The sequence below is a fragment of the Mycobacterium sp. genome (assembly GCF_032159565.1).
Taxonomy (GTDB): Bacteria; Actinomycetota; Actinomycetes; order Mycobacteriales; family Mycobacteriaceae; genus Mycobacterium.
Genome location: NZ_JAVHWR010000073.1, coordinates 44,191 through 67,241, shown reverse-complemented (window position 1 = coordinate 67,241; position 23,051 = coordinate 44,191). Strand labels below are relative to the sequence as shown.

Sequence of the window (23,051 nt, the reverse complement as noted above, 5' to 3'; positions counted from 1 at the left end):
TACCGCCGCGGGCTGTTTCGTTTACCCGACGGTCGTCCGGTCCTCGTCGTCGTTGGTCGTACCGGACGTGCGCCCGGCGCCGGCTTGGTGGCCACCGCCGATGCGGCGCTACCGACGGCGGCCTCGGCCGGAACCGGGGCCGGTTCCTGGGCTCCGGACTCCACGGCCGCACCGGCCTTCTCGGCCGCAGGCTTGCGGCGGTTCAGCACGCGGCGGGTGTGGGTACGGACCAGCTCGGTCCGCTCCCGCAGGGTGACCAGCAGCGGAGTGGCGAAGAAGATCGACGAGTAGGTGCCGACCAGGATGCCGACCAGCTGCACCAGCGCCAGGTCCTTGAGGGTTCCCACGCCGAGCAGCCAGACCGCGACCACGATCAACGCGAGCACCGGCAGCACCGAGATAAGGCTGGTGTTGATCGACCGCATGAAGGTCTGGTTGATCGCCAGGTTCGCCTGTTCGGCGAAGGTCCTTCTGGTGGTGTGCTGGAAGCCGTGGGTGTTCTCCTCGACCTTGTCGAACACGATGACCGTGTCGTACAGGGAGAAGCCGAGGATGGTCAACAGGCCGATCACGGTGGCAGGGGTGACCTCGAATCCCACCAGGGAGTACACCCCCGCGGTGACGACCAGGTCGAAGACCAGCGTCGCCATTGCGGCCAGCGCCATGTAGCGCTCGTAGCGCAAGGCGATGTAGATCGCCGCGAGCACCAGGAAGACGACGAGGGCCAGCAGCGCCTTATGGGTGATCTGGCCGCCCCAGGTCTCGGAGACAGCGGAGTCGCTGATCGCCTGCTTGCTCGGCTGGCCGTCGAGACCCTTGGGATGGAAGGCCTCGAACAGCGCGTCGCGCAGCTTCGTCGTCTCCTCGTTGCTCAGCGCTTCGGATCGGATCTGCACCGTCGCCGACGGCCCGCTGCCGACGATCACGACGGATTCGGGGTCCTTGCCCAGCGCCTGGCTGAACACCTCTTGGACGCGTTCGGTGCTGACGCCCGCGGCGGGCATGGACACCTTGGTGCCGCCCTCGAAGTCGATTCCGAAGGTGAACCCGCGCAGGATGATGCTGGCCAGGCAGACCGCAACGATCAGACCGCTGATCGTGTACCAGAGCTTGCGGCGCCCGATCACCTCGAAGGCCCCGGTGCCGGTGTAGAGCCTGACGAAGAAGCCGTGCCGCGGCGCCTCTGCCGCTGAGCTCTCGAGGGCAGGCGCCTCCACGGCGCTCGATTCGGTCACGTCGGATGTGCGCTTAGCCATCGGCTATTCCCGTCCCGTCGCGAATGCGGAAACTCGTCGCTCGCGTGCGATCTGCTGCACGGCGCCGAGGCCGTTGAAGGCAGGCTTGGCCAGCGTCGTGGACTTCGACGCCAGGTACACCAGTGGCCACGTCACCAGGAAGACCACCACGATGTCGAGGATCGTCGTCAGGCCGAGGGTGAACGCGAAGCCCTTCACCTGACCGATGGCCAGGACGTAGAGCACCACCGCGGCGAGGAACGTCACGGCGTTGCCGGAGATGATCGTCTTGCGCGCGCGCACCCAACCACGGGGCACCGCGGAGCGGAAGGAACGGCCCTCGCGTATCTCGTCTTTGATGCGTTCGAAGAACACCACGAACGAGTCGGCGGTGGTACCGATACCGATGATCAGACCGGCGATGCCTGCCAGGTCGAGGGTGTAGTTGATGTATCTGCCGAGCAACACCAGGATGGCGAAAACCATTGCGCCGGAAGCCACCAACGACAGCGCCGTCAGCAATCCGAGGACCCGGTAGTACAGCAGCGAGTAGACGAGCACCAGCGCCAAACCGATGGCACCGGCGATGAGGCCGGCCCGTAGCGACGTCAAACCCAATGTTGCCGAGACTGTTTCGGCTTCAGAGGACTCGAACGACAACGGAAGCGAGCCGTACTTGAGCACGTTGGCCAGCTCTTTGGCCTTCTGGGCGTTGAATTGGCCGGTGATCTGGGTGTTGCCACCGGGGATCGCCTCCTCGATCTGAGGGGCGCTGACGACCTGCGAGTCAAGGGTGAACGCGGTCTGCGTGCCGACATGCGAAGCGGTGAAGTCGGCCCAGATGTTGGCGGCGTCCGGCTTGAACTCCACCGTCACGACGTACTCGCCGCGCTGGGTGTCCATGCCGGAACTGGCGTTTTTGATCTGCTCGCCGCTGATGATCGACTTGTCCAGCAGGTACACCTGCGAGTGGTCGGTCGAGCAGGTCACCAGCGGCAGGTTCGGATCGTCATTGCCCGCCAGGACGTCGTCCTCGCCGCAGCGAGTGGCCTGAAACTGCAGCGCCAAAATCTGGATCTGCTGTTCGGTGCTCTGGCGCAACGCCTTCTCGTCGGCGATGCGCTGCGCGAGGTCTTTCGTCGCAGGCTTTGGAGCCGGCCCGGGCGGCGCCGGGCTCGGCGGCGGGGCGTCGGGGTACGGGCGCGGCTGGGGGGCCTGCGGAGCCTCTCCTGTGGGCTGCTCCGCCGGCGCGCCGGGTACGGGGCCCTGCTCTGCCGGCGCCTGGGGTGCTTCGGGTGCCCCCGGCTCGCCGACGGGCGCGGCGGGCTGGCCTGCGGGCGCCCCGGGCTGGCCTGCCGGCGGTCCGCCCTGCGCGGGGCCGCTTTGCGCCGGGCCGGCCTGCGCCTGCTGCGCGGGGATCACATGGATCACGGGGCGGATGTACAGCCGCGCCGTCTGGCCCAGGTTGCGAGCTTCGTTGCTGTCGTTACCGGGCACGGTGATCACCAGGTTGTCCCCGTCGATCACCACCTCGGATCCCGAAACACCGAGACCGTTCACGCGCGAGGAGATGATCTGCTGCGCCTGGTTCAGCGCCTCCTGGGTGGGTCGCGACCCGTCGGGCGTACGGGCGGTCAGTGTCACCCTTGTGCCGCCCTGCAGGTCGATGCCGAGTTTGGGCGCGGCGTGCTTGTCGCCGGTCAGAAAGACCAGGAGGTACACGCCGACCAGCAGCGCGAGGAAGATTGCCAGGTAGCGGGCAGGGTGCACCGGCGTCGAAGGCGATGCCACGTTTCTTTGTTCTCCTCGAAGTCAGGTCGTCAGCACCGCAAAGGGTACGTGCCGGCGCTGAGTCTCTGACTGTCAGTCGTCAGGTCAGTCGGTTCTGGTCCGTGCTGTCGGTGATCTCGGTGGCCGTCGACTCTGGCTCGCCGGCGTCGTCGCTGTCGTCGTCGAACTCGTCGTCGGGTTCGATGCGGTCCCTCACAGCGAGCTTCATCCAGGTCGTCACGATGCCTGGCGCGATCTCGAGCTCGACGTTGTCGTCGGTGATGGACTTGATCTCGGCCTGCAGGCCCGACGTGGTGTGGACGCGGTCGCCGACTTTCAGCGAGTCATGAAGGTCGATGGTCTTCTGCATGGCTTTCTTCTGCCGTCGCGAAGCGAAGAACATGAACGCGCCCAGGATGATGAGCAGTGGTAGTAAAGCGACCAGATCCATGGCAGCAACTGTCTTTCGTGTCGTATGTGCGATAACGGCCCGTGACCGTGGGTGGATCATCGGGGCCTTCTAGGTGACCAGTGTGCCATTGCAGCAGCTGATGGCCGACCGGCCCCGCATTCTGGGCCGCCCAGCTACGGATTCGGTTGCGCCGATCCGACACGACAGGTGATCCCGTCGACAGGCGACGGCGTTTCCAATCGGATCGGTGCGCGCCCGGCTAGGCTCGAACAGCGTGAGCACCCTCGAGCAGAGCCGCCGTCTCGCCACCAGCATCCCCGGTCCGCGTTCGAAGGAACTGATCGAGCGCAAGCTCGCCGCGGTGTCCCGCGGCATTGGCAACACCATGCCGGTATACACGGCGCGGGCGGGCGGCGGCATCGTCGAGGACGTCGACGGCAACCGCCTGATCGACCTCGGGTCGGGCATCGCCGTCACGACGATCGGCAATGCCTCCCCGCGCGTCGTCGACGCGGTGCGCGAACAGGTCGCCGACTTCACCCACACCTGCTTCATGATCACGCCCTACGAGGAGTATGTCGCCGTCGCCGAAGCGCTCAACCGTCTCACCCCAGGCAGTTACGAGAAGCGCTCCGCGCTGTTCAACTCGGGTTCCGAGGCGGTGGAGAACGCCATCAAGATCGCACGGACGTATACCCGTAAACAGGCGGTGGTGGCGTTCGACCACGCCTATCACGGCCGCACCAACCTGACCATGGCGCTGACCGCGAAGTCGATGCCGTACAAGCACGGCTTCGGTCCGTTCGCGCCGGAGATCTATCGCGCCCCGCTCTCCTACCCGTTCCGCGACGCCGAGTTCGGCAAGGAGATGGCGACCGACGGCGAAGTGGCCGCCCGCCGCGCTATCACCGTCATCGAAAAACAGGTCGGCGCCGACAACCTTGCCGCGGTCATCATCGAGCCGATTCAGGGCGAGGGCGGGTTCATCGTCCCCGCTGACGGCTTCCTGCCCGCACTGGTGGACTGGTGTGCGAAGAACGGCGTGGTGTTCATCGCCGACGAGGTGCAGACGGGGTTCGCGCGCACCGGGGCGATGTTCGCCTGCGAGCACGAGGGCATCGAACCCGACCTGATCGTCACCGCAAAGGGCATCGCCGACGGTCTTCCGCTGTCGGCGGTTACCGGTCGCGCCGAGATCATGGACGCACCGCACGTCAGCGGGCTCGGCGGCACCTACGGCGGCAACCCGGTCGCGTGCGCGGCCGCGCTGGCCACCATCGAGACGATCGAGGCCGACGGGTTGGTGGCGCGGGCCGCCGAGATCGAGCAGCTGATGAAGGACCGGTTGCACCGGATGCAGGCCGAAGACGATCGCATCGGCGATATCCGCGGTCGCGGCGCGATGATCGCGATGGAGATCGTGAAGTCCGGCACCACCGAACCCGACGGTGAACTGACCATGAAGCTGGCCGTCGGTTGCCACATGGCCGGCGTGATCGTGCTGACCTGCGGCACCTATGGCAACGTACTGCGCTTCCTGCCGCCCCTGAGCATCAGCGACGACCTTCTGATGGAGGGGCTCGACGTACTCGCGCTCGTCCTCGCCGATCTCTAGGCCTTCGACACCGCCGCCGCCTGATCAGTTGTGCGGCAAGCGAACGGGCGTGCCGATGGTGGACTCCCGCGGCTAACTCGGCGGAGGCAGTCGCAGAAGGAGCCGGGCGCCACCCATGGGACTGGTCTCGAGAGCGGCCGTCCCGCCGTGGATCTCGGCCTGCTGAGCCACCAACGCGAGGCCGAGTCCGGAGCCGGATCGCGCCGCGGTCGAACCGCGGGAGAACCGGTCGAAGACCGCGGCCCGCTCTTCCTCCGGCACGCCGAGGCCGTTGTCGTCGACCGTGATCTCGACGCCGTCGACCGAACTGATTGCGGCCAAGCGGATTTCGGTGGCTCCGCCGTGCTTGACGGCATTGGTGATGGCATTGTCGATGACCAGTCGAAGACCTGCAGGCATGCCGACCATGAGGACCGTGGTGGACGACGCCAGCGATACCGCCAGATCGGGATAGTTGCGCATCGCGTCGTGGGCGGCCCGGTCGAGCAGTTCGGTGATGTCGACCGGTACGAAGTCGGCGACCGTCGTCAACTCACCCTGGGCCAGCCGCTCCAATGCCGAGAGCGTCGCCTCGATGCGGTTCTGCGTGCGCATGACGTCGGCGATGACTTCCTGGCGCTGCTCGTCGGGAAGGTCCAGGGTGGACAGCACCTCGATGTTGGTACGCATCGCGGTCAGCGGCGTACGGAGTTCGTGCGAGGCCACCGCCGCGAAGTCTCTCGCCGACTCCAGCGCGGCCCTGGTGCGCTGTTGCTCGTCGCCGATGCGGGCGAGCATTCCCTCGACGGCCTCGGCGATCTCGACGGCTTCCTGCACCCCGCGCACCTTGACCTCGTCGGGGTTGGACTGCGCGTTGATGACCCGCGCCTGCTGCGCGAGCACGCGGAACGGGTTGATCATGATCAACCACAGCACCGAGGCGACGATGACGGTGCCGACGATGACCCCCGCGCATATCAGCAGCACCCGCCGGTGCAGCTCGTCGATGCGCCGTTGCGTCTCCGCCAGCGGAGCGCCGATCGCGATCGACGCCTTTCCGGCGGTGAAGGTGCGGACGCGATACTCCACGCCGTCGATCGTCGTGTTGACATAGCCGTTGTCGAACTTCGGCAGGACGATGTCCTTCGGCACCGAGATGGTGATGCCGTCGACGCGTGCGGTCCGCACGAGTTCGCTGTTCGGAGTCGGTTGGCCGAGCCCCGGGATGTCGGCGTTGCGCAACAACCCACTGATGTCGCCGAGGCTGCTGACCGAGTCCAGGCGCCGGTCGAGCTGGCTGTACTGATCGTTGGTCACGCCGAACCAGACCCACGCGCCAAGCGTGATGACCAGACCGACCACCGCGAGCGCCGCGACGATGACGATGATGCGCAGCGACATGACGCGCGCCAGCAGCCGATAAAGGCCCTTGACTAGACGCACTAGGGCACAGTGCCACCCCGGGTGAGCGGACGCAAAACCCTATCGGTGGACGAGCCGGTCACCGCGGCCGAACATGCCGCCCAACGAGCGGCGCCTGCGCTCCGGCACCTCGGCCGGCTGGATCTCCGTCACGTCCTCCGATGCCACCGGCTCGGTCGTGGTGACCGCCGAGCGCTCCGCATAGCGGATGTCGCGCGCACTGCGAATCGACAACCGGCCGAGCGCAATCGCACCAAGGAAGATGATCAGCGCGCCCAGCCCGTAGAAGTAGGTGAGCTCCAGTGCCACGCGCTTGGTCTCGGTCGCGGCCACCGGTACACCAGGGTCCCCGAGAGCCAACGGCCCGGCCAGCGCTCGTCCCACGACGAACCAGGCCCCCGCGAGCACCGTCAACCAGCCCCCGAGCATTGCAGTGAACCGGTTGCGCGAACTCAGCAGCAAGAAACCGCCGACGGCGGTGGCCGCGCCGGGCAGCACCTCCAGCCAGCCACGTGCCGCCGTCCACACCCACTCCCGGTCGGGGCTGAACGCGAAATCGAACAACGGGCCCACGAACGGGACGAGCGCGCCCCAAATGCCCAGCAGAATCAACAGAAAGCCACTTGCCGCGCCACGGCTGCGAGGCATTTGCAACCTGCCGCCACCGGCATGAACACGCGTGTCACTCATTGAAGCCTCCTCGTCCCGACGGCTTAGCCCGACCCGCCGCGGAATACCCCAACCCGCCGGCCCATAACCAGTTACCTGCCGATTCGGGCTCTGCAACCGCTGTCTCGGCCGCTCCGGAATTGCTGAGTCGCGCTTCAGCAAACGTCCCTTAGACTGCTTAAGTGGGTTGGTTGCGACAGTGGTGGGCGCAGCCCGACCATTTCCGCTGGCTCTCCGGCTACCTGGGATACCGAAATCTGCGCGGTTTCACGCGCCGCATGATGGCTACGGTGGTCATTGCACTCGGCGCCGCGCCGATCCTGACCATGTGGACACCCGTCGGGCCACGCACCGCGGCCGGCTGGGTGATCAGCGTCCTCGTTGCGGTTTGCTGCGGCGTCATGGCGATGATGTGGCTGATCCAATGGCCGAGCAGGCGGCAGTCGGTACTGTTCATACTGCTCGCCGATGCCTGCATCGCCGCGTCCTGCTTGGTGTACGCCTCCCCCGGCATGACGCTGCTGGGCTGCACCACCTTTGCCGCACTCGCCGGCTACGTCGCGCCGCTACCTCGCGGTCATCCTGGCGACCGCCGCGGCGACGTCCGCTTTCTGCGCCGTGCAATCAGCGGTGGACTCGGGCGTACTCGTTGCCGTGGCTAAGTTGCTCATCATCGCCGTCGGAGTGCTCGCCGTGCCTTTCTCGGTCCACGTTCTAGTCCACCTGCTCGGCGATGAAGCGCTGAAGTCGCACACCGATCCGCTGACCGGCCTTCGTAACCGGCGCGGGTTTTATCGCTCGGCCCGCGAACTGATCGGTGCGTCCGTCGACGCGGTGGAGCCGTACCTGACCGTGATAATGATCGACCTCGATCGCTTCAAGCAGGTCAATGACACCCGGGGGCACACCACGGGCGATCGCATCCTGGTCGCGGTCGCCGACAAGCTGCGGCACACCACACGAGGGCGTGCCGTCGTCGCCCGGGTGGGCGGCGAGGAGTTCCTGATCGCGGAGATGACGCAGCCCGGCGAGGCGCACGCGATCGCCGAGCGGTTGCGAAGGGAGGTCGCCGCGATTCCGCGGGGTCGCGACCGCGAGCGTCGGTGTAGCCAGCATCACACGCGAAGGTGCCGCCGAGGTGGATGCCCGAACGGTGATCGAGCACTTGGTAGTTGCCGCCGATACCGCGATGTACGAGGCGAAACGCGCGGGCGGGAACCAGACCCGGCACGCAGAGAGCGGCTGGATTCACAGCACATAGACAGCCTATGAGTTTGCGGGAATAAAGTTAGCTCCGCTAATGTAGTTCCGGTAGACGCACCGTCGCGTCGCCCATTCCCGCTATTCTCCGAGGATTTTTGATGCCGATTGACACCCGCGACCAGCGACTCGAACGCCGCATCGCCAATCTGAAAAACTCCGACGCGCAGTTCGCCGCCGCCAGCCCCGACGACGCGATTTCGGCCGCGATCGAACGGCCTGAAGCCCGGCTCGCACAGCTCGTCCAGACCGTCTTCGACGGGTACGCAGACCGCCCCGCTCTGGGTGCACGCGCCGTCGAGTACGTCACCGACGCCGGCACCGGCCGCACCACGGCAGAGCTACTCCCCCACTTCGACACGATCACCTACCGCGAGTTGTCCGACCGGGTACGCGCCATCACCAACGCCCTGCGCGAAGACACGGTGCGCCCGGGCGACCGCGTCGCGCTGCTGGGCTTCACCAGTGTCGACTACACGTCAGTCGACGTCGCCCTGATCGGGCTCGGCGCAATCTCGGTGCCGCTGCAGACGAGTGCACCCGTGACGCAACTGCAGCCGATCGTCGCCGAGACCGAACCGACCGTCATCGCCGCAAGCGTCGACTATCTACCCGACGCCGTCGAGCTCGTCCTGACCGGACCTGCACCGGCGCGTGTGATCGTCTTCGACTACCAGCCACAGGTGGACGACCACCGCGACGCTGTCGCGGCCGCGAAATCGCGACTGGCAGAAGCGGGCGGCACTACCCGCGTCGATGTTTTGAACGACGTCATCGGTCGCGGCGCGCAACTGCCCGCCGTCGCGCCGGTCATCCCCGACGACAACGGCACCCCTGCCTTGCTGGTCTACACCTCCGGCAGCACCGGCACCCCGAAGGGTGCGATCTACACCGAGCGCATGGTCGCCAACTCATGGAGCCGTTCAGCCCGCAGCCATTGGGGCGATCCCGGCACCCATCCCGCGATCACCCTCAACTTCCTGCCGATGAGCCACATGATGGGCCGTGGCGGACTGTACGCAACGCTCGGAGTCGGTGGCACGGCGTATTTCGCTGCCCGCAGCGATCTTTCGACTTTCCTCGACGACCTCGCCCTGGTGCGGCCGACTCAGATGACCTTCGTGCCACGGGTGTGGGACATGATCTTCGCTGAGGTCCAAAGCGAGCTGGACCGCAGGCCCGACGACAGGTCCGCGGTGCTGGACGAGATGCGCGAGCGCCTGCTCGGCGGTCGCTACGTCATGGCGATGACGGGTTCGGCCCCGATGTCACCCGAGATGAAGATGTTCGTCGAGGAACTGCTCGACCTGCACCTGATCGACGGCTACGGCTCCACCGAAGCAGGCGCCGTGATCGTCGACGGACAGATTCAGTGCCCACCGGTGATCGACTACAAGCTGGTCGACGTGCCGGACCTCGGCTACTTCCGCACCGACCGGCCGCACCCGCGTGGCGAGCTGTTGGTGAGGTCCGAGGGCTTGTTCTCCGGCTACTACAAGCGCCCTGGGCTGACGACAGAGATGTTCGACAGCGAGGGCTACTACCGCACCGGCGACGTGTTCGCCGAGGTCGGTCCGGACCAGCTGGTGTATCTGGACCGCCGCAACAACGTCCTCAAGCTGTCGCAGGGCGAATTCGTCGCTGTCTCCAAGCTCGAGGCCCTGTTCGGTGACAGCCCGTTTGTGCGACAGATCTACGTCTATGGCAACAGCGCCCGGTCCTACCTCCTCGCGGTGGTCGTGCCGACCGACGAGGCGCTTGCCGGCTACGACGCGGCAGCGCTCAAATCCGCTCTCGGCGAGTCCTTTGCCGACATCGCGAAGGAAGCGGGACTGCAGTCGTATGAGATTCCGCACGACTTCCTCGTCGAGACGACTCCGTTCACGCTGGAGAACGGCTTGTTGACCGGAATCCGCAAGCTGGCGCGGCCGAAGCTCAAGGAGCACTACGGCGACCGCTTGGAACAGCTTTATGTCGATCTGGCCGACGGGCAGGCCGACGAGTTGCGCGCGCTCCGGCAGGGCGGCGGCGACGGCCCGGTGCTGGATACCGTCATCCGCGCGGCGGGTGCGCTGCTCGGTACGGCGGCTGCAGACGTCGCGGCCGACGCTCAGTTCACCGATCTCGGCGGTGATTCATTGTCGGCGTTGACGTTCGCGAATTTGCTCAACGACATCTTCGACATCGAGGTTCCGGTCGGCGTCATCGTGAGCCCGGCCAACGACCTGGCCGCGCTTGCGGCTTATGTCGAGAGCGAGCGGCAGCCCGGCACCAAGCGTCCGACGTTGGCGTCCGTTCACGGCCGCGGCGCGTCCGAGGCGCACGCCGCTGATCTGACGCTGGACAAGTTCATCGACGCGCAGACGCTCGCCGCCGCTTCGTCGCTGCCGGGCCCGAGCACCGAGGTGCGCACGGTGTTGCTCACCGGCGCAACCGGATTCCTCGGCCGCTACCTGGCACTGGAATGGTTGCGGCGAATGGATCTCGTCGGCGGCAAGGTCATCTGCCTCGTTCGCGCCAAGAACGACGATGCCGCACGGGCACGCCTCGACGGCATCTTCGACAGCGGTGATGCAGAACTGCTGCGCCTCTACCGCCGGTTGGCCGCCGAGCACCTCGAGGTGATCGCCGGTGACAAGGGCGAGGCCAACCTCGGGCTCGATCACCAGACGTGGCAGCGGCTCGCCGATACCGTCGACCTCATCGTGGATCCGGCGGCACTGGTCAACCACGTCCTTCCGTACGACCAGCTGTTCGGGCCCAATGCGCTCGGCACCGCCGAACTCATCCGGATCGCGCTGACCACCAGGATCAAGCCGTTCGCGTACGTGTCGACCATCGGCGTCGGCGCGGGCATCGAACCGGGCAAGTTCACCGAGGACGGAGACATCCGGGTCATCAGCGCCACCCGCAAGGTCGACGACAGCTACGCCAACGGCTATGGCAACAGCAAGTGGGCCGGTGAGGTGCTGCTGCGCGAGGCGCATGACCTGTGCGGCCTGCCGGTTTCGGTGTTCCGCTGCGACATGATCCTCGCGGACACCACTTACGCCGGGCAGCTCAACCTGCCGGACATGTTCACCCGCATGATGCTGAGCCTGGTCGCCACCGGTATCGCACCCGCGTCGTTCTATGAACTCGACGCAGGCGGGGACCGGCAGCGGGCGCACTATGACGGTCTGCCAGTAGAATTCATCGCCGAGGCGATTTCCACGCTGGGTGCAAATGTGGTCGACGGATTCGAGACTTACCACGTGATGAATCCGTACGACGACGGCATCGGCCTCGACGAGTTCGTCGACTGGCTGATCGCCGCCGGGTATCCGGTTCAGCGCGTGGGCGACTACGCCGGCTGGCTGGCGCGTTTCGAAACGGCAATCCGGGCACTGCCGGAACGGCAGCGACAGGCCTCGCTGCTACCGCTGCTGCACAACTACCAGCATCCGGCGAAGCCGATCCGCGGATCGATGGCGCCGACCGACCGGTTCCGTACTGCAGTGCAGAGTGCGAAAGTCGGGCAGGACAAGGATATTCCGCACGTAACGCCCGGGGTCATCGTCAAGTACATCACCGATCTGGAATTGCTCGGCCTGCTCTGACCCGTTAGGACGCAAGCGCCACCGCAAGGAGCCCGACCGCGATGAGCGGGAAGGCTCCTTGCGTGACTGCGGCACGCGCCTTGTCGGGCGAGGAGGCCAGCAGCACCACCGCCGCTGCCAGCATCGACCCGACTCCGGTGAAGATCAATGCGCCGCCAACCGCAGTGTGTCCCAGGCATATTGCGACGATGCCGATCGCCGTCACGATCGCCAGAAACAAGTTGTAGAACCCCTGGTTGAATGCGAGCAGCTTGGTGGTCTCGGCTTCTTGCGCCGTGGTGCCGAAGGTCGCACGGGTGCGCGGCGACGTCCACGCCAGCGACTCCATCACGAAGATGTACACATGCAGCACCGCGGCCAGCCCAGCGAAAATCAAAGCGGCTGTCAGCATTCGGCTCTCCTCTGGCTACTCGAACAACCCCTGTTGACCCAGCGTCGGCACGCCGCTCGGCGGGCTCATCCCCAGGTGCGTCCACGCCGATGCCGTCGCGACGCGACCGCGGGGCGTGCGCGCGATCATCCCGGCCCGCACCAGGAACGGCTCGCAGACCTCCTCGACGGTGGCCGCTTCCTCACCGACCGCGACCGCCAGCGTCGAAACGCCGACCGGGCCTCCGCCGAAACTTCGGGTCAGCGCCGACAGCACGGCGCGGTCCAGCCGGTCGAGTCCGAGCTCGTCGACGTCGTACACCTCGAGCGCATATTTCGCGATGTCGCGGGTGATGACGCCGTCGGCACGAACCTCGGCGTAGTCGCGCACCCGGCGCAGCAGCCGATTCGCGATTCGCGGTGTACCACGTGAGCGGCGGGCGATCTCGGTGCTGGCTTCGGAGCCGAGTTCGATACCGAGGATGCCTGCCGAGCGGGCGAGCACCCGCTCCAGTTCGGCGGGCTCGTAGAAATCCATGTGGGCGGTGAAACCGAAACGGTCACGCAGCGGCCCGGTCAGCGCGCCCGACCGGGTGGTTGCGCCGACGAGTGTGAACGGCGCGACCTCCAGCGGAATCGACGTTGCGCCAGGACCTTTGCCGACAATGACGTCAACACGGAAGTCCTCCATCGCGAGGTAGAGCATCTCCTCGGCGGGCCGTGCGATGCGGTGGATCTCGTCGATGAACAACACATCGTGCTCGACGAGGTTGGACAGCATCGCGGCCAGGTCGCCTGCGCGCTCGAGTGCGGGACCGGAAGTCACACGCAACGCCGAGCCCAATTCGCCGGCGATGATCATCGCCAACGACGTCTTGCCCAGCCCTGGCGGGCCGGACAGCAGGATGTGATCGGGGGTGCCACCGCGGTTCTTGGCGCCCTCGATGACCAGCTGCAGCTGTTCGCGGACCCGGGCCTGGCCGATGAACTCGCCCAGCGACCGCGGTCGCAGGCTGGCGTCGATGTCGCCTTCGCCGACGGTCAGTGCCGCAGAGACCTCGCGGTCCTCCGGTTCCTCTTCGGTGTCGCTGTCGAAGCGGCTCATTTGTTTCCGAGCATCGACAGCGCCGAACGCAACGCCGTCGACTGCGTCGCCTCCGGCTCATTGGCCAGCACCTTGTCGGTGGCCTCCTCGGCCTGCTTGAGCGCAAAGCCAAGGCCGACAAGTGCTTCCACGACGGGGCCGCGTACGGCGTGGCCGTTGACGGCGGGCAACCCGACAGCGGCCCCCACCGGACCGACCTTGTCACGCAGTTCGAGCACCATTCGTTCGGCGCTGCGCTTGCCGATCCCCGGCACCCTTGTCAACGCGGTCACGTCGCCGTCGGCGAGTGCCTGCCGCAGGGCGGGCGCATCGTGGACGGCCAGCGTGGCCAGTGCGATCTTCGGTCCCACGCCGGACACCGACAGCAGAGTGGTGAACAGGTCGCGCGCGTCGGCGTCGGCGAAGCCGTAGAGCGTCATCGAGTCCTCGCGCACGATCATCGCGGTCACCAGCCGGGCCTCGGTTCCGCGTCGCAGCGCGGAGAGCGTGGACGGCGTCGCGTTGACGCGATACCCGACACCGCACGCCTCGATGACGACATGGTCGAGTGCCACGTCGAGAACTTCCCCGCGAATGGATGAGATCATCGTGCCGCCTTGAGTCGTGCCCGATACTTCTTCTTCTGTTCGGCGGCCATGGCTTCAGCCGCCGCCATCCGCGCCAGCATCGGCGCGCGCCAACAGTGACAGATGGCAAGCGCCAGCGCGTCCGCAGCGTCCGCCGGTGTCGGTTTGGTCTGCAGCGTGAGGATTCTGGTCACCATCGCGGTGACCTGAGCCTTGTCGGCGTTGCCGTTGCCGGTGACCGCGGCCTTCACCTCGCTGGGAGTGTGGAAGTGGACATCGATGCCGCGTTTGGCGGCGGCCAGCGCCACCACCCCGCCCGCCTGAGCGGTGCCCATCACCGTCGAGACGTTCTGCTGGGAGAACACCCGCTCGATGGCGACGACCTCCGGGCTGTGGGTGTCCATCCAATGCTCGACCGCGTCGCTGATGATCAGCAGGCGCTGGTGCAGCGGGGCGTCCGACGGTGTGCGGACGACGTCGACGTCAAGCGCGATGACCTGTCGGCCCTTCCCACTCTCGATCACGGAGAGCCCGCAGCGCGTCAACCCGGGATCTACTCCCATTACGCGCACGTCAAACCCCTTCACGTGAACACCTGTTCGACGGCAGCCTAGCGTGGTTGACCGACGTCACCTGGGAAAGACACGCCCCTTCCTGGCGATGTGACGACAGCGCCGATCCTCGCTAACGTCGCGAGGGACCTGACGTCAACCCCGTGGAGCTGAACTCACACGATGCCCGACGAGACAGAACTGCAGTCCGCAACAAATCTCGCCGTCACACTGGCCTGGGTCGCAGCAGCTGTGGTGGCGGCATATCTGCTGGGAGTGGTCATTTCCTGGGCGCTGTTGCGCATCGGCCGCCGCAGCGGTGTGATCTGCGACATCGCCGAATTGACCCGAATGCCGCTGCGATCCGCCCTGGTGGTCTTCGGCTCATCGATCGCCGTACAGCGCACGTCGGACCCCCGCAGCGACAGCTGGCGCGGCTGGCTGGACCACACGCTGCTGATCCTGTTGATCGCCACGATCACCTGGCTCGCCGTGAGCCTTGTGCAGGTCGCCCAGCGTCGCGCGATAGCCAGATACGGAGGCGGCGACGTAGAGATCTCCGACGAAGATCGGCAGTGGCGGCGAATTCGCACGCCGGTGCTGCGCAGCGTCGCCACCGCCCTTGTCGTCATCCTGGGCGGCGCAGCGATCCTGATGACGTTCCCCCGGTTCTCCGACATCGGCACCACGGTGTTCGCATCGGCCGGCGTGCTCTCGGTGGTCGCGGGCCTCGCTGCGCAGACGTCCCTGGGTGCGGTGTTTGCAGGCATGCAGATCGCCTTCTCCGGCGCAATCCGCGTCGGCGACGTGGTGCAACTCGAGGACGGCCAATGGTGGGGCCGCATCGAGGAGATCACGCTGAGCTATGTCGTCGTGCGCCTCTGGGACGAGCGCCGGCTCGTACTGCCGTGCACCTACTTCACGACCGAGCCGTTCGAGAACTGGACGCGCAGTGCCACCGAGATCATGGGAACCGTCGAATTCGATGTCGACTTCTCCGTGGCGTTCGATGACATGCGCGCCGAATCGGACCGGCTACTCGCCGAGAGCGATCTCTGGGACGGCCGCCGTGGCGTGCTTCAGGTGACCGACGCCGTCGGCGGCATGGTGCGGGTGCGAATCGTGGTGAGCGCCCCCAACGCCGGCGCGCTGTTCGACCTTCGGTGCGCGGTGCGAGAAGGCATGGTCAGCTGGGTGCAGCACAATCGGGTGCTGCCGACGCAGCGCATCGAGGCCGCCGAGACGATCGCCGAGGCCGAACCGCGCAACGACGGAGACGGCGCGACGAAGCGGGTGGCGTCGGGCCTGTTCTCCGGCAGCCCCGAGGCCGATGCGCGGGCGCGCGCGTTCGACCACACCGACAACCGCGACGACGACTACGCCGCTCCCAACGGCCGCCGCTGAGGGCTACCCGTCGATCTGCGCGAGGATCTCGTCCGGGATGTCGGCGTTGGTGAAGACGTCCTGGACGTCGTCGCTGTCCTCGAGCGCGTCCACCAGTTTCATGATCTTGCGTGCGCCGTCGGCGTCGAGCGGCACGGTCACTGATGGCTGGAAGCCGGCCTCGGCCGAGTCGTAGTCGATACCCGCGTCCTGCAGCGCGGTGCGCACTGCGACCAGATCGCCGGGCTCGGAAAGAATTTCGAAGCTGTCACCCAGGTCGGTGATTTCTTCGGCGCCCGCTTCCAGCACGGCGGTGAGCACATCGTCCTCGGTCAGCTCGTTCTTCTCGAGTGTCACCACACCCTTGCGGGAGAACAGGTACGACACTGAGCCGAGGTCGGCCATGTTGCCGCCGTTGCGAGTCATCGCGACGCGCACCTCACCGGCGGCGCGGTTGCGGTTGTCGGTCAGGCATTCGACCAGCACCGCCACGCCGTTGGGCCCGTAGCCCTCGTAGGTGATGGTCTGCCAGTCGGCGCCACCGGCCTCCTCACCTGCGCCGCGCTTGCGCGCCCGCTCGATGTTGTCGTTGGGCACCGAGCTTTTCTTGGCCTTCTGGATGGCGTCGTAGAGCGTCGGGTTGCCGGTCGGATCACCGCCGCCGGTGCGCGCTGCGACCTCGATGTTCTTGATCAGCTTGGCGAAATTCTTACCACGCCGGGCATCGATGATCGCCTTCTTGTGCTTGGTGGTGGCCCACTTGGAATGGCCGCTCATGGGTGTACTACCTCTTTCACTACTGCCTCTTTCACTACTGCGAAGTCGCGAAGTCCGATCAATGAGTCTACGTGGACCGGTTCATCGGATCTCGCCCTCGATGTAGTGCTGGAGGTTCGGCGCGATGGCGGCGACGAGTTCATCGTCGCTCATCGAGGCGAGCGGTTCGATCTTCCAGATGTAGCGCATCATCGCCAAACCCATGAGCTGGGAGGACACCAGGCCGCTTCGCACCGTCCGGTCGCGCTCGTCGACGCCGAGCTGCGACACCCCCATCAGGCTTGTCTCGACGACCCTGCGCAGCTTCTCGCGGGTGGTCGGCTCGTGGGCGGCGGTCTGCAGCACGGCGCGCAGCACGGGCCCGATTTCGTCGTCGGCCCATGCGCCCAGCATCAGCCTTAGCAGCGCCGTGCCGAGTTCGGGTACCGGCGTGGCCCACGTCTTCGCCACGATCTGTAACCATCTCTGCGGCGGGCTCGTCGCGGAGTCGAGCAGGCCGTCCTTGTTTCCGAAGTAGTGATAGACCAGCGCCGGGTCGACGTCCGCGGCCCTCGCCACGGCACGGATCGTCGTGCCGGCCCAGCCGGTCTCGGCGAACGCCTCGCGCGCCGCGGCCAGGATCTTGGCCGCCAGCACCCCGCGTGCGTCCCGCGGGCCGGGCGGGATGGACTTCTTCGCCATTTTTGCCGCCTCCGAAGTTTCCTCTTGCCGTGAGACTTATTTCATCGTATCGTGAAACTAGTCTCAACGCACCGTGAATCAGGAGCAGAAATGACCGCCACCCAGGACGCCGACGTCACAGTCGTCGGCGCAGGCCCCGTTGGCCTGGTCGCCGCCTGCGAGCTGGCCCGTCGAGGAGTGCGTGTGCGAGTCATCGACAAGCTGGACAAGCCCACCGACGAGTCGCGTGCGATCGCCGTCCATGCCCGCAGCCTCGACATGTTCGACCGGATGGGCGTCCTCGACGACTTGATCGCCACCGGGGTCAAGGCGAAGGGCATGAACATGTTCGCCGGCCACAAACTGATGTTCCGCGCGCCGCTGGACAGTGTGGACAGCCCGTTCGCCTTCACCCTCGTCACGGCACAGACCGAGACCGAACGCATTCTGACCGAGCACCTGAGCACACTTGGCGTCACCGTTGACCGTGGGCTCGCGCTCACGACGTTGGACCAGGACAGCGACTCCGTGCATCTGAGTTTGCAGCGGTCCGACGGAACCACCGAGCAGGTCCACACGTCGTGGGTCATCGGCACCGACGGCGGCCACAGCACCGTGCGCCATCTGGTTGGCACCAAACTGCACGGTTCGTTCAAAGGCGAGCGCTTCATCCTCGGTGACGTCGAGGTCGAGCCACACTTCGACAACACCAACATGTACACCTACTTCTCTCCCGACGGGCCGGTCGTCACACTGCCCATGCGTGGCGGACGGGTGCGGTTCCTGGCCCAGATCCACGACGCACCGGGAACGCCGTTGAACCTGAATCCCACGTTGGCGCAGTTGCAGAAGATTGTCGACGAGCGGATCGGCGGGGTCACCATCACGACATCGCACTGGCTGTCGTGCTTTGAGATTCACCATGGCCAGGTGCCCGATTACCGGTGGGGACGGGTGTTCCTCGCCGGCGACGCAGCCCATATTCACAGCCCGGCCGGCGGCCAGGGCATGAACACCGGCATGCAGGACGCTTTCAATCTGTGCTGGAAACTCGCGACGGTGATCAACGGCGAGGGTGGCGAGGCCCTGCTGGACAGCTACGACGACGAGCGACGCCCTGTCGGCAAGCGCGTCATCGGCTTCACCGGCTTGCTGACCAAAGTGGCCACGCTCAAGGGTGTTGCCCGAGTGGCACGCGACGCGGTCGTCCGCGCGGCGGGCCATATTCCGCCCGCTGTCCGCGTGATGGCGAGCAACATCGAGGAGACGAACATCGCATACAAGGGCAGCCCCGCCGTGCTGGCGTCCCATCCTCGGCACACGAAAGTTGCTGCAGGTCAGCATGTTCCGTACATCGCCGACTCAGACCTGCCGAAGCAGATCGGTGCGGCGTCGGGGGTTGCCAACACCGACCACACCATCCTGACCATCACCGGGGGTAAGCCGGCACCCGCCGCAGGCCCTGCCGGCCAGATGCAGGTGCTCATCACCTCCGACGAGACTCCGGTCGGTGGTTACGACGCCGTCCTCGCGGATCCGGATGGCTTGGTCGCCAAGCGTTATGGCCTGCGCGACGGTGGTCGCGTGGTGGTTCGGCCCGACGGCTACATCGGCGCCGTCACCGAACTCGACGATCAGACCGGGATCGCCGACTATTTCGCACAAATCCGACGGGTGAGCGATCTACGCGTTTGACATCGACCCGCAGGCGATGTTCGAGGACCGCTTCGAAACGCGCGAGCGCTACGCCGATTCCGGTGATCATGTCACCGCGGTGACGGCTGGAGTCGGAGCCTTCGGCTCACGTCGGCAATTCGCCGATGGCGTGGATGAATGGCGCCGACGACTACTTCGTCCCCAGCCGAACACCCCCGTCTTCGAAGGCGAGTACACCTGAAACCCGGCACCCCGTCAGTGTCGCCACGACCGGTGAGCCGAGGTCTTGGCCGATGACCGTCGGTTGGCCGTAACGTCAATTCGCGCAGAATAGATCGCTGAGCAAATTGTCAGGCTAGAACGAGATTTCGCGCGAATATATCGCGCAGGACGCGATGACACGTTTGCTGAATTGCTACTCTGCCTAAATGCAGGCGCAGTGCCATATGAGTCGCCGATGAATGCGGCGCAACGATGGTGGCGCGGTCCTGATCACTACTACTGGTTGACCGCTTTTCTCGCCGCGCGCGGACTCCAGAGGATTACCTGCCGGGTCATCGCGCTGGTCATGTTGGGGTTGAGCGCCGTTTCGGTGACGCTGATTTGGAGCCCGACCGGCCCGCACGGCACGCCCAGCCAGTGCCTCGCGGTCGGGGTGGCCGCGTGCTGTTGGGTAATGAGCATTTTGTGGCTGCGCTCCCGCTGGCCTACCGCGCGCCAATCCCGGTTTTGTGTGTGCCTCGGATCGGTCTGCGTCGCCACTTCATGTCTGATTCAATCCGATCCGCTGGCCGGGCTGTTCGGTGCGACAGCGTTCACGCTCGTATCCATCTACGCCGCGGTATTTCACACCACCAGATGGCTGGCCGTGACCTGGATAGCGACCGCCGTGACGCTGACCGTGCTGGCGATCAAACTGGCCGGAACCGACCTGGCGTTCGCAATCTCCGCCCTGCTGTTGGTCGGCTTCATCGTCATGTTCGTCTCGCTCACCGGCCGGGCCGCGATCTGGCTCGTCGACGCCGACATCCTGCACGAGAACTTCGAGCCACTCACAGGGATGTTCAACCGCGACGGCTTCTACGAAAAGGCCACCACGCTGCTGGCATCGCGCAGCCGCGGCGACGACCGGTTCCTCGCCGTCGCTGTGGTCAACCTCGACAGCTTTTCCCTGGTGGGGGAATTCTCCGGGGTGAGCGGATCCAACCGCGCCCGCGTCGAGATCGCCGCCCGCCTGCGGGAGACCGCGCGACGCGACGCGGTGCTCGCGCACATCGCCGACTCCGAGTTCGTCATCGCCGACCTGTTCGACAGCAACGACGCGTCGGCGCTGATCGAGCGGGTTCGCGGCACGATCTCGGGCTCCCCTTCCCGCCTGTCGGCCAGCATCGGTGTGGTGACGACACCTCTGCAGCCACTCGTGCAGCTGCCTCCGCACGACGTGCTCGACGAACTCATATCGATCGCCACCAACGCGATGTACGTATCACGCAAGGGCGGCGGGAATCAGGTCACCTACGTTCGTGGTCCGTCGCTCACCGTGCTCGACGATCCCGGCAACGACGAATGGTTCGACACCGAGGAGCCGGCCTAGCGCTCACCCGTCACGCGCGGCCGGTGACGATATCGACGAAGAGCCGGTGGACGCGGCGGTCGCCGGTCATCTCGGGGTGAAACGACGTCGCCAGCATCCTGTCCTGGCGGACCGCGACGATGTGGTCGGCGGCTCGGCCGAGTACCCGCACGTCAGGACCGACTCGTTCCACCCACGGTGCCCGGATGAACACCGCGTGCACCGGTCGGTCAAGGCCGTCGAAGTCGATGTCGCCCTCGAAGGAGTCGACCTGCCGCCCAAAGGCATTCCGCCGCACGGTCATATCGATCCCCTTAAGCGGAGCGGCCTCGCGTCCCGCAACGCCTGCGTCCAGGATTTCGCTAGCCAGCAGGATCATTCCGGCGCAGGAACCGTAGGCGGGCATCCCCTCGGCGAGCCGGGCTCGCAGCGGCTCGAGTAGTTCGAACTCGCGGAGCAGATGCGTCATCGTGGTGGACTCCCCGCCGGGGATGACGAGCCCGTCGACGGCGTCGAGTTCGCTGCGGCGCCGGACCGTCATGGCCTCGGCACCCGCCTCGCGCAGCGCTGCCAAATGCTCGCGGGTGTCACCTTGCAGCGCCAGCACGCCGACGCGGGGCCCGCTCACTGCCGTGCCGAGGTGAAATCGCGCTTGTAGCGGGTCAACCCCTCCTGCATCACCGCCGCGACCATCTCGCCGGACTGGGTGAAGATCTTGCCCTGCGTCAACGACCGGCCACCGGAGGCCGACGGCGACGACTGGTCGTACAGGAGCCATTCATCGGCGCGGAACGCACGCATGAACCACATCGCGTGATCCAGCGACGCAACCATCAGATGCTTGCGCTCCTCGAGGTGAGTCACCTGTGCCGAGCCCAACAACGTGAGGTCGCTCATGTAGGCCAGCGCGCAGATGTGCAGCACCGGATCGTCGGGCAGCGGGTCGCGGTGCCGGAACCACACCTGCTGTTGTGACGCCTTGCCGGGCAGCAGCTTCAGCTCGTCGCGCGGCACCATGCGCACATCCCACTCCGCGAACTGCTGGAATCCGGCTTCGTCGAACACGCCGCCCTTGGAGATGAAATTGGGCAGATCGTCGGGCGGCACCGCGAACGGGGCGGCGTCCTGGTGCTCGATCCCGCTCTGGTCGGTCTGGAACGACGCCGACATCGAGAAGATGGTCTCGCCGTGCTGGATCGCGTTGACCCGCCTCGTCACGAAGGAGCCGCCGTCGCGCAGGCGTTCGACGATGAACACCGTCGGTGCCTTCGCATCGCCTGGCCGCAGGAAGTATCCGTGCAGCGAATGCACCTGGAACTTCGGATCGACGGTCCGCACCGCCGATACCAGAGACTGACCGGCGACGTGTCCGCCGAATGTGCGCTGCAGAAAACCGGATTCGGGGCTGAACACCCCTCCGCGGTAGATGTTGACCTCGAGTTGCTCGAGATCGAGGATCTCCTCGATCGCCATGCAGTTATCTTGGCTCTTCGCGCCGAGCACTCATCGTGAGGGGCCTACCATCCCCGCTCGGCGAGCCGATGCGGGGCCGCGATCTCCTCGACATTGATGCCCACCATGGCCTCGCCCAGCCCGCGCGACACTTTGGCCAGCACGTCGGGGTCGTCGTAGAACGTGGTGGCCTTGACGATCGCGGCGGCGCGCGCCGCGGGGTCACCGGATTTGAAGATGCCCGAGCCGACGAACACGCCCTCGGCGCCGAGCTGCATCATCATCGCGGCGTCGGCCGGCGTGGCGATACCGCCGGCGGTGAACATCGTCACGGGCAGTTTGCCCGCCCGGGCCACCTCGGCCACCAACTCGTAAGGCGCCTGCAATTCCTTTGCCGCAACGTACAACTCGTCATCCGACAGCGAAGTCAGCCGGCGGATCTCGCCGCCGATCGCGCGCATGTGCGTGGTCGCATTCGACACGTCGCCGGTGCCTGCCTCACCCTTGGAGCGGATCATCGCCGCGCCTTCGGTGATGCGGCGCAGCGCCTCACCCAGATTCGTCGCGCCGCAGACGAACGGCACGGTGAACTTCCACTTGTCGATGTGATTCGTGTAGTCGGCCGGGGTGAGCACCTCGGACTCGTCGACGTAATCGACGCCAAGGCTCTGCAGTATCTGCGCCTCGACGAAGTGACCGATGCGGGCCTTGGCCATCACCGGGATGGTGACCGCCGCGATGATGCCCTCGATCATGTCGGGGTCACTCATCCGCGACACCCCGCCTTGGGCGCGGATGTCTGCGGGCACCCGCTCGAGCGCCATCACCGCGACGGCGCCTGCGCCCTCGGCGATGCGGGCCTGCTCGGGGGTGACGACGTCCATGATGACGCCACCCTTGAGCATCTCGGCCATGCCACGCTTGACACGGGCAGTGCCGGTCTGACCGCCTGCCCCGTTTGATCCGGCTGCGGTATCCACTGCTATCTCCTCCAAATG

General features: G+C 66.2%; 22 protein-coding genes. 7 read left to right on the top strand and 15 right to left on the bottom strand.

Going from position 1 to position 23,051, the window contains the following annotated elements:
* The 3 genes from secF to yajC form a co-directional block, all read right to left on the bottom strand.
* On the bottom strand, positions 1-1,256 hold a 1,256-nt coding region (secF, locus tag QOC76_RS09205; RefSeq protein ID WP_526356432.1), incomplete at its 3' end, for a protein translocase subunit SecF.
* Between the two features lie 3 nt (positions 1,257-1,259).
* Positions 1,260-3,026 (bottom strand): protein translocase subunit SecD, encoded by a 1,767-nt coding sequence (secD, locus tag QOC76_RS09200; protein ID WP_526356430.1) that lies wholly within the window; start codon positions 3,024-3,026, stop codon positions 1,260-1,262.
* 79 nt (positions 3,027-3,105) lie between these two features.
* Positions 3,106-3,456, bottom strand: coding sequence for a preprotein translocase subunit YajC (gene yajC / locus QOC76_RS09195; RefSeq protein WP_526356428.1), 351 nt, complete (start codon positions 3,454-3,456; stop codon positions 3,106-3,108).
* A gap of 235 nt (positions 3,457-3,691) precedes the next feature.
* On the opposite strand from yajC, the gene gabT reads away from it, so the two are divergent.
* On the top strand, positions 3,692-5,032 hold the full coding sequence (gene gabT, locus QOC76_RS09190; RefSeq protein WP_526356426.1) for a 4-aminobutyrate--2-oxoglutarate transaminase: 1,341 nt from the start codon (positions 3,692-3,694) through the stop codon (positions 5,030-5,032).
* 72 nt (positions 5,033-5,104) lie between these two features.
* On the opposite strand, the gene QOC76_RS09185 is transcribed toward gabT, so the two are convergent.
* Positions 5,105-6,412, bottom strand: a complete 1,308-nt coding sequence (locus QOC76_RS09185) for a sensor histidine kinase (RefSeq protein ID WP_526356446.1) — start codon at positions 6,410-6,412, stop codon at positions 5,105-5,107.
* A gap of 81 nt (positions 6,413-6,493) precedes the next feature.
* The gene (locus QOC76_RS09180; protein ID WP_526356424.1) at positions 6,494-7,123 is read right to left on the bottom strand and encodes a hypothetical protein; all 630 of its coding nucleotides are present in this window, start codon (positions 7,121-7,123) and stop codon (positions 6,494-6,496) included.
* 161 nt (positions 7,124-7,284) lie between these two features.
* Here QOC76_RS09180 and QOC76_RS09175 point away from each other — a divergent pair, with 161 nt between their 5' ends.
* The 3 genes from QOC76_RS09175 to car all read left to right on the top strand — a co-directional run bounded on the left by QOC76_RS09175 (position 7,285) and on the right by car (position 11,961).
* A complete protein-coding gene (locus QOC76_RS09175) occupies positions 7,285-7,764 on the top strand; it encodes a hypothetical protein (RefSeq protein WP_526356422.1) in 480 nt (159 codons plus the stop codon).
* Positions 7,721-8,374, top strand: a complete 654-nt coding sequence (locus QOC76_RS09170; RefSeq protein ID WP_526356420.1) for a GGDEF domain-containing protein — start codon at positions 7,721-7,723, stop codon at positions 8,372-8,374. Before QOC76_RS09175 ends, QOC76_RS09170 begins: the two co-directional genes overlap by 44 nt.
* 89 nt (positions 8,375-8,463) lie before the next feature.
* A complete protein-coding gene (car, locus tag QOC76_RS09165) occupies positions 8,464-11,961 on the top strand; it encodes a carboxylic acid reductase (protein WP_526356418.1) in 3,498 nt (1,165 codons plus the stop codon).
* Positions 11,962-11,965: 4 nt separating this feature from the next.
* Here car and QOC76_RS09160 read toward each other — a convergent pair whose 3' ends face one another.
* The 4 genes from QOC76_RS09160 to ruvC are packed head-to-tail and all read right to left on the bottom strand — an operon-like array spanning position 11,966 to position 14,573.
* Positions 11,966-12,352, bottom strand: coding sequence for a DUF1304 domain-containing protein (locus QOC76_RS09160; protein WP_526356416.1), 387 nt, complete (start codon positions 12,350-12,352; stop codon positions 11,966-11,968).
* A 15-nt stretch (positions 12,353-12,367) separates the two neighbouring features.
* Entirely contained in the window at positions 12,368-13,435 is a 1,068-nt protein-coding gene (gene ruvB, locus QOC76_RS09155; RefSeq protein WP_526356414.1) for a Holliday junction branch migration DNA helicase RuvB, read from the bottom strand.
* The gene (gene ruvA / locus QOC76_RS09150) at positions 13,432-14,022 is read right to left on the bottom strand and encodes a Holliday junction branch migration protein RuvA (RefSeq protein WP_526356412.1); all 591 of its coding nucleotides are present in this window, start codon (positions 14,020-14,022) and stop codon (positions 13,432-13,434) included. Before ruvA ends, ruvB begins: the two co-directional genes overlap by 4 nt.
* The gene (gene ruvC / locus QOC76_RS09145) at positions 14,019-14,573 is read right to left on the bottom strand and encodes a crossover junction endodeoxyribonuclease RuvC (RefSeq protein WP_526356444.1); all 555 of its coding nucleotides are present in this window, start codon (positions 14,571-14,573) and stop codon (positions 14,019-14,021) included. The genes ruvA and ruvC overlap by 4 nt, the downstream gene beginning before the upstream one ends.
* Positions 14,574-14,735: 162 nt before the next feature.
* Between ruvC and QOC76_RS09140 the strand changes: the two genes are divergently transcribed.
* Entirely contained in the window at positions 14,736-15,956 is a 1,221-nt protein-coding gene (locus QOC76_RS09140) for a mechanosensitive ion channel family protein (protein WP_526356410.1), read from the top strand.
* 3 nt (positions 15,957-15,959) lie between these two features.
* Here the strand turns inward: QOC76_RS09140 and QOC76_RS09135 are convergent, their stop codons facing one another.
* Both QOC76_RS09135 and QOC76_RS09130 read right to left on the bottom strand, forming a co-directional pair.
* On the bottom strand, positions 15,960-16,712 hold the full coding sequence (locus QOC76_RS09135) for a YebC/PmpR family DNA-binding transcriptional regulator (RefSeq protein WP_526356408.1): 753 nt from the start codon (positions 16,710-16,712) through the stop codon (positions 15,960-15,962).
* Positions 16,713-16,793: 81 nt separating this feature from the next.
* A complete protein-coding gene (locus QOC76_RS09130; protein ID WP_526356406.1) occupies positions 16,794-17,393 on the bottom strand; it encodes a TetR/AcrR family transcriptional regulator in 600 nt (199 codons plus the stop codon).
* A 90-nt stretch (positions 17,394-17,483) separates the two neighbouring features.
* Here QOC76_RS09130 and QOC76_RS09125 point away from each other — a divergent pair, with 90 nt between their 5' ends.
* Positions 17,484-19,067: an FAD-dependent monooxygenase gene (locus QOC76_RS09125; protein ID WP_526356404.1), complete on the top strand. Its 1,584-nt coding sequence runs from the start codon at positions 17,484-17,486 to the stop codon at positions 19,065-19,067.
* Positions 19,068-19,526: 459 nt separating this feature from the next.
* Here QOC76_RS09125 and QOC76_RS09120 read toward each other — a convergent pair whose 3' ends face one another.
* Complete coding sequence (locus tag QOC76_RS09120; protein WP_526356402.1) at positions 19,527-19,712, bottom strand: hypothetical protein; 186 nt, start codon at positions 19,710-19,712, stop codon at positions 19,527-19,529.
* Here QOC76_RS09120 and QOC76_RS09115 point away from each other — a divergent pair.
* Positions 19,705-20,622 carry a GGDEF domain-containing protein gene (locus tag QOC76_RS09115; RefSeq protein ID WP_526356400.1) on the top strand — a complete coding sequence of 306 codons (918 nt, stop codon included), beginning with the start codon at positions 19,705-19,707 and terminating at the stop codon, positions 20,620-20,622. The two genes, QOC76_RS09120 and QOC76_RS09115, sit on opposite strands and share 8 nt — an antisense overlap.
* Before the next feature lie 10 nt (positions 20,623-20,632).
* On the opposite strand, the gene pdxT is transcribed toward QOC76_RS09115, so the two are convergent.
* Genes pdxT through pdxS form a run of 3 tightly spaced genes read right to left on the bottom strand, consistent with a single transcriptional unit; the run spans position 20,633 to position 23,033 of the window.
* Positions 20,633-21,229, bottom strand: a complete 597-nt coding sequence (gene pdxT, locus QOC76_RS09110; protein ID WP_526356398.1) for a pyridoxal 5'-phosphate synthase glutaminase subunit PdxT — start codon at positions 21,227-21,229, stop codon at positions 20,633-20,635.
* On the bottom strand, positions 21,226-22,074 hold the full coding sequence (gene tesB, locus QOC76_RS09105; RefSeq protein ID WP_526356396.1) for an acyl-CoA thioesterase II: 849 nt from the start codon (positions 22,072-22,074) through the stop codon (positions 21,226-21,228). Before tesB ends, pdxT begins: the two co-directional genes overlap by 4 nt.
* Before the next feature lie 44 nt (positions 22,075-22,118).
* A complete protein-coding gene (gene pdxS, locus QOC76_RS09100) occupies positions 22,119-23,033 on the bottom strand; it encodes a pyridoxal 5'-phosphate synthase lyase subunit PdxS (RefSeq protein ID WP_526356394.1) in 915 nt (304 codons plus the stop codon).
* Between the last annotated feature and the right edge of the window lie 18 nt (positions 23,034-23,051).

Bases quoted from the DNA above. Each gene is read 5' to 3' on its own strand.
- QOC76_RS09135 (WP_526356408.1), bottom strand. From the start codon at position 16,712: ATGAGCGGCCATTCCAAGTGGGCCACCACCAAGCACAAGAAGGCGATC.
- car (WP_526356418.1), top strand. From the start codon at position 8,464: ATGCCGATTGACACCCGCGACCAGCGACTCGAACGCCGCATCGCCAAT.
- QOC76_RS09115 (WP_526356400.1), top strand. From the start codon at position 19,705: ATGAGCATTTTGTGGCTGCGCTCCCGCTGGCCTACCGCGCGCCAATCC.
- QOC76_RS09160 (WP_526356416.1), bottom strand. From the start codon at position 12,352: ATGCTGACAGCCGCTTTGATTTTCGCTGGGCTGGCCGCGGTGCTGCAT.
- QOC76_RS09140 (WP_526356410.1), top strand. From the start codon at position 14,736: ATGCCCGACGAGACAGAACTGCAGTCCGCAACAAATCTCGCCGTCACA.
- yajC (WP_526356428.1), bottom strand. From the start codon at position 3,456: ATGGATCTGGTCGCTTTACTACCACTGCTCATCATCCTGGGCGCGTTC.
- tesB (WP_526356396.1), bottom strand. From the start codon at position 22,074: ATGGCGATCGAGGAGATCCTCGATCTCGAGCAACTCGAGGTCAACATC.
- ruvB (WP_526356414.1), bottom strand. From the start codon at position 13,435: ATGAGCCGCTTCGACAGCGACACCGAAGAGGAACCGGAGGACCGCGAG.
- QOC76_RS09180 (WP_526356424.1), bottom strand. From the start codon at position 7,123: ATGAGTGACACGCGTGTTCATGCCGGTGGCGGCAGGTTGCAAATGCCT.
- ruvA (WP_526356412.1), bottom strand. From the start codon at position 14,022: ATGATCTCATCCATTCGCGGGGAAGTTCTCGACGTGGCACTCGACCAT.
- QOC76_RS09120 (WP_526356402.1), bottom strand. From the start codon at position 19,712: ATGCTCATTACCCAACAGCACGCGGCCACCCCGACCGCGAGGCACTGG.
- QOC76_RS09125 (WP_526356404.1), top strand. From the start codon at position 17,484: ATGACCGCCACCCAGGACGCCGACGTCACAGTCGTCGGCGCAGGCCCC.
- QOC76_RS09130 (WP_526356406.1), bottom strand. From the start codon at position 17,393: ATGGCGAAGAAGTCCATCCCGCCCGGCCCGCGGGACGCACGCGGGGTG.
- QOC76_RS09185 (WP_526356446.1), bottom strand. From the start codon at position 6,412: ATGTCGCTGCGCATCATCGTCATCGTCGCGGCGCTCGCGGTGGTCGGT.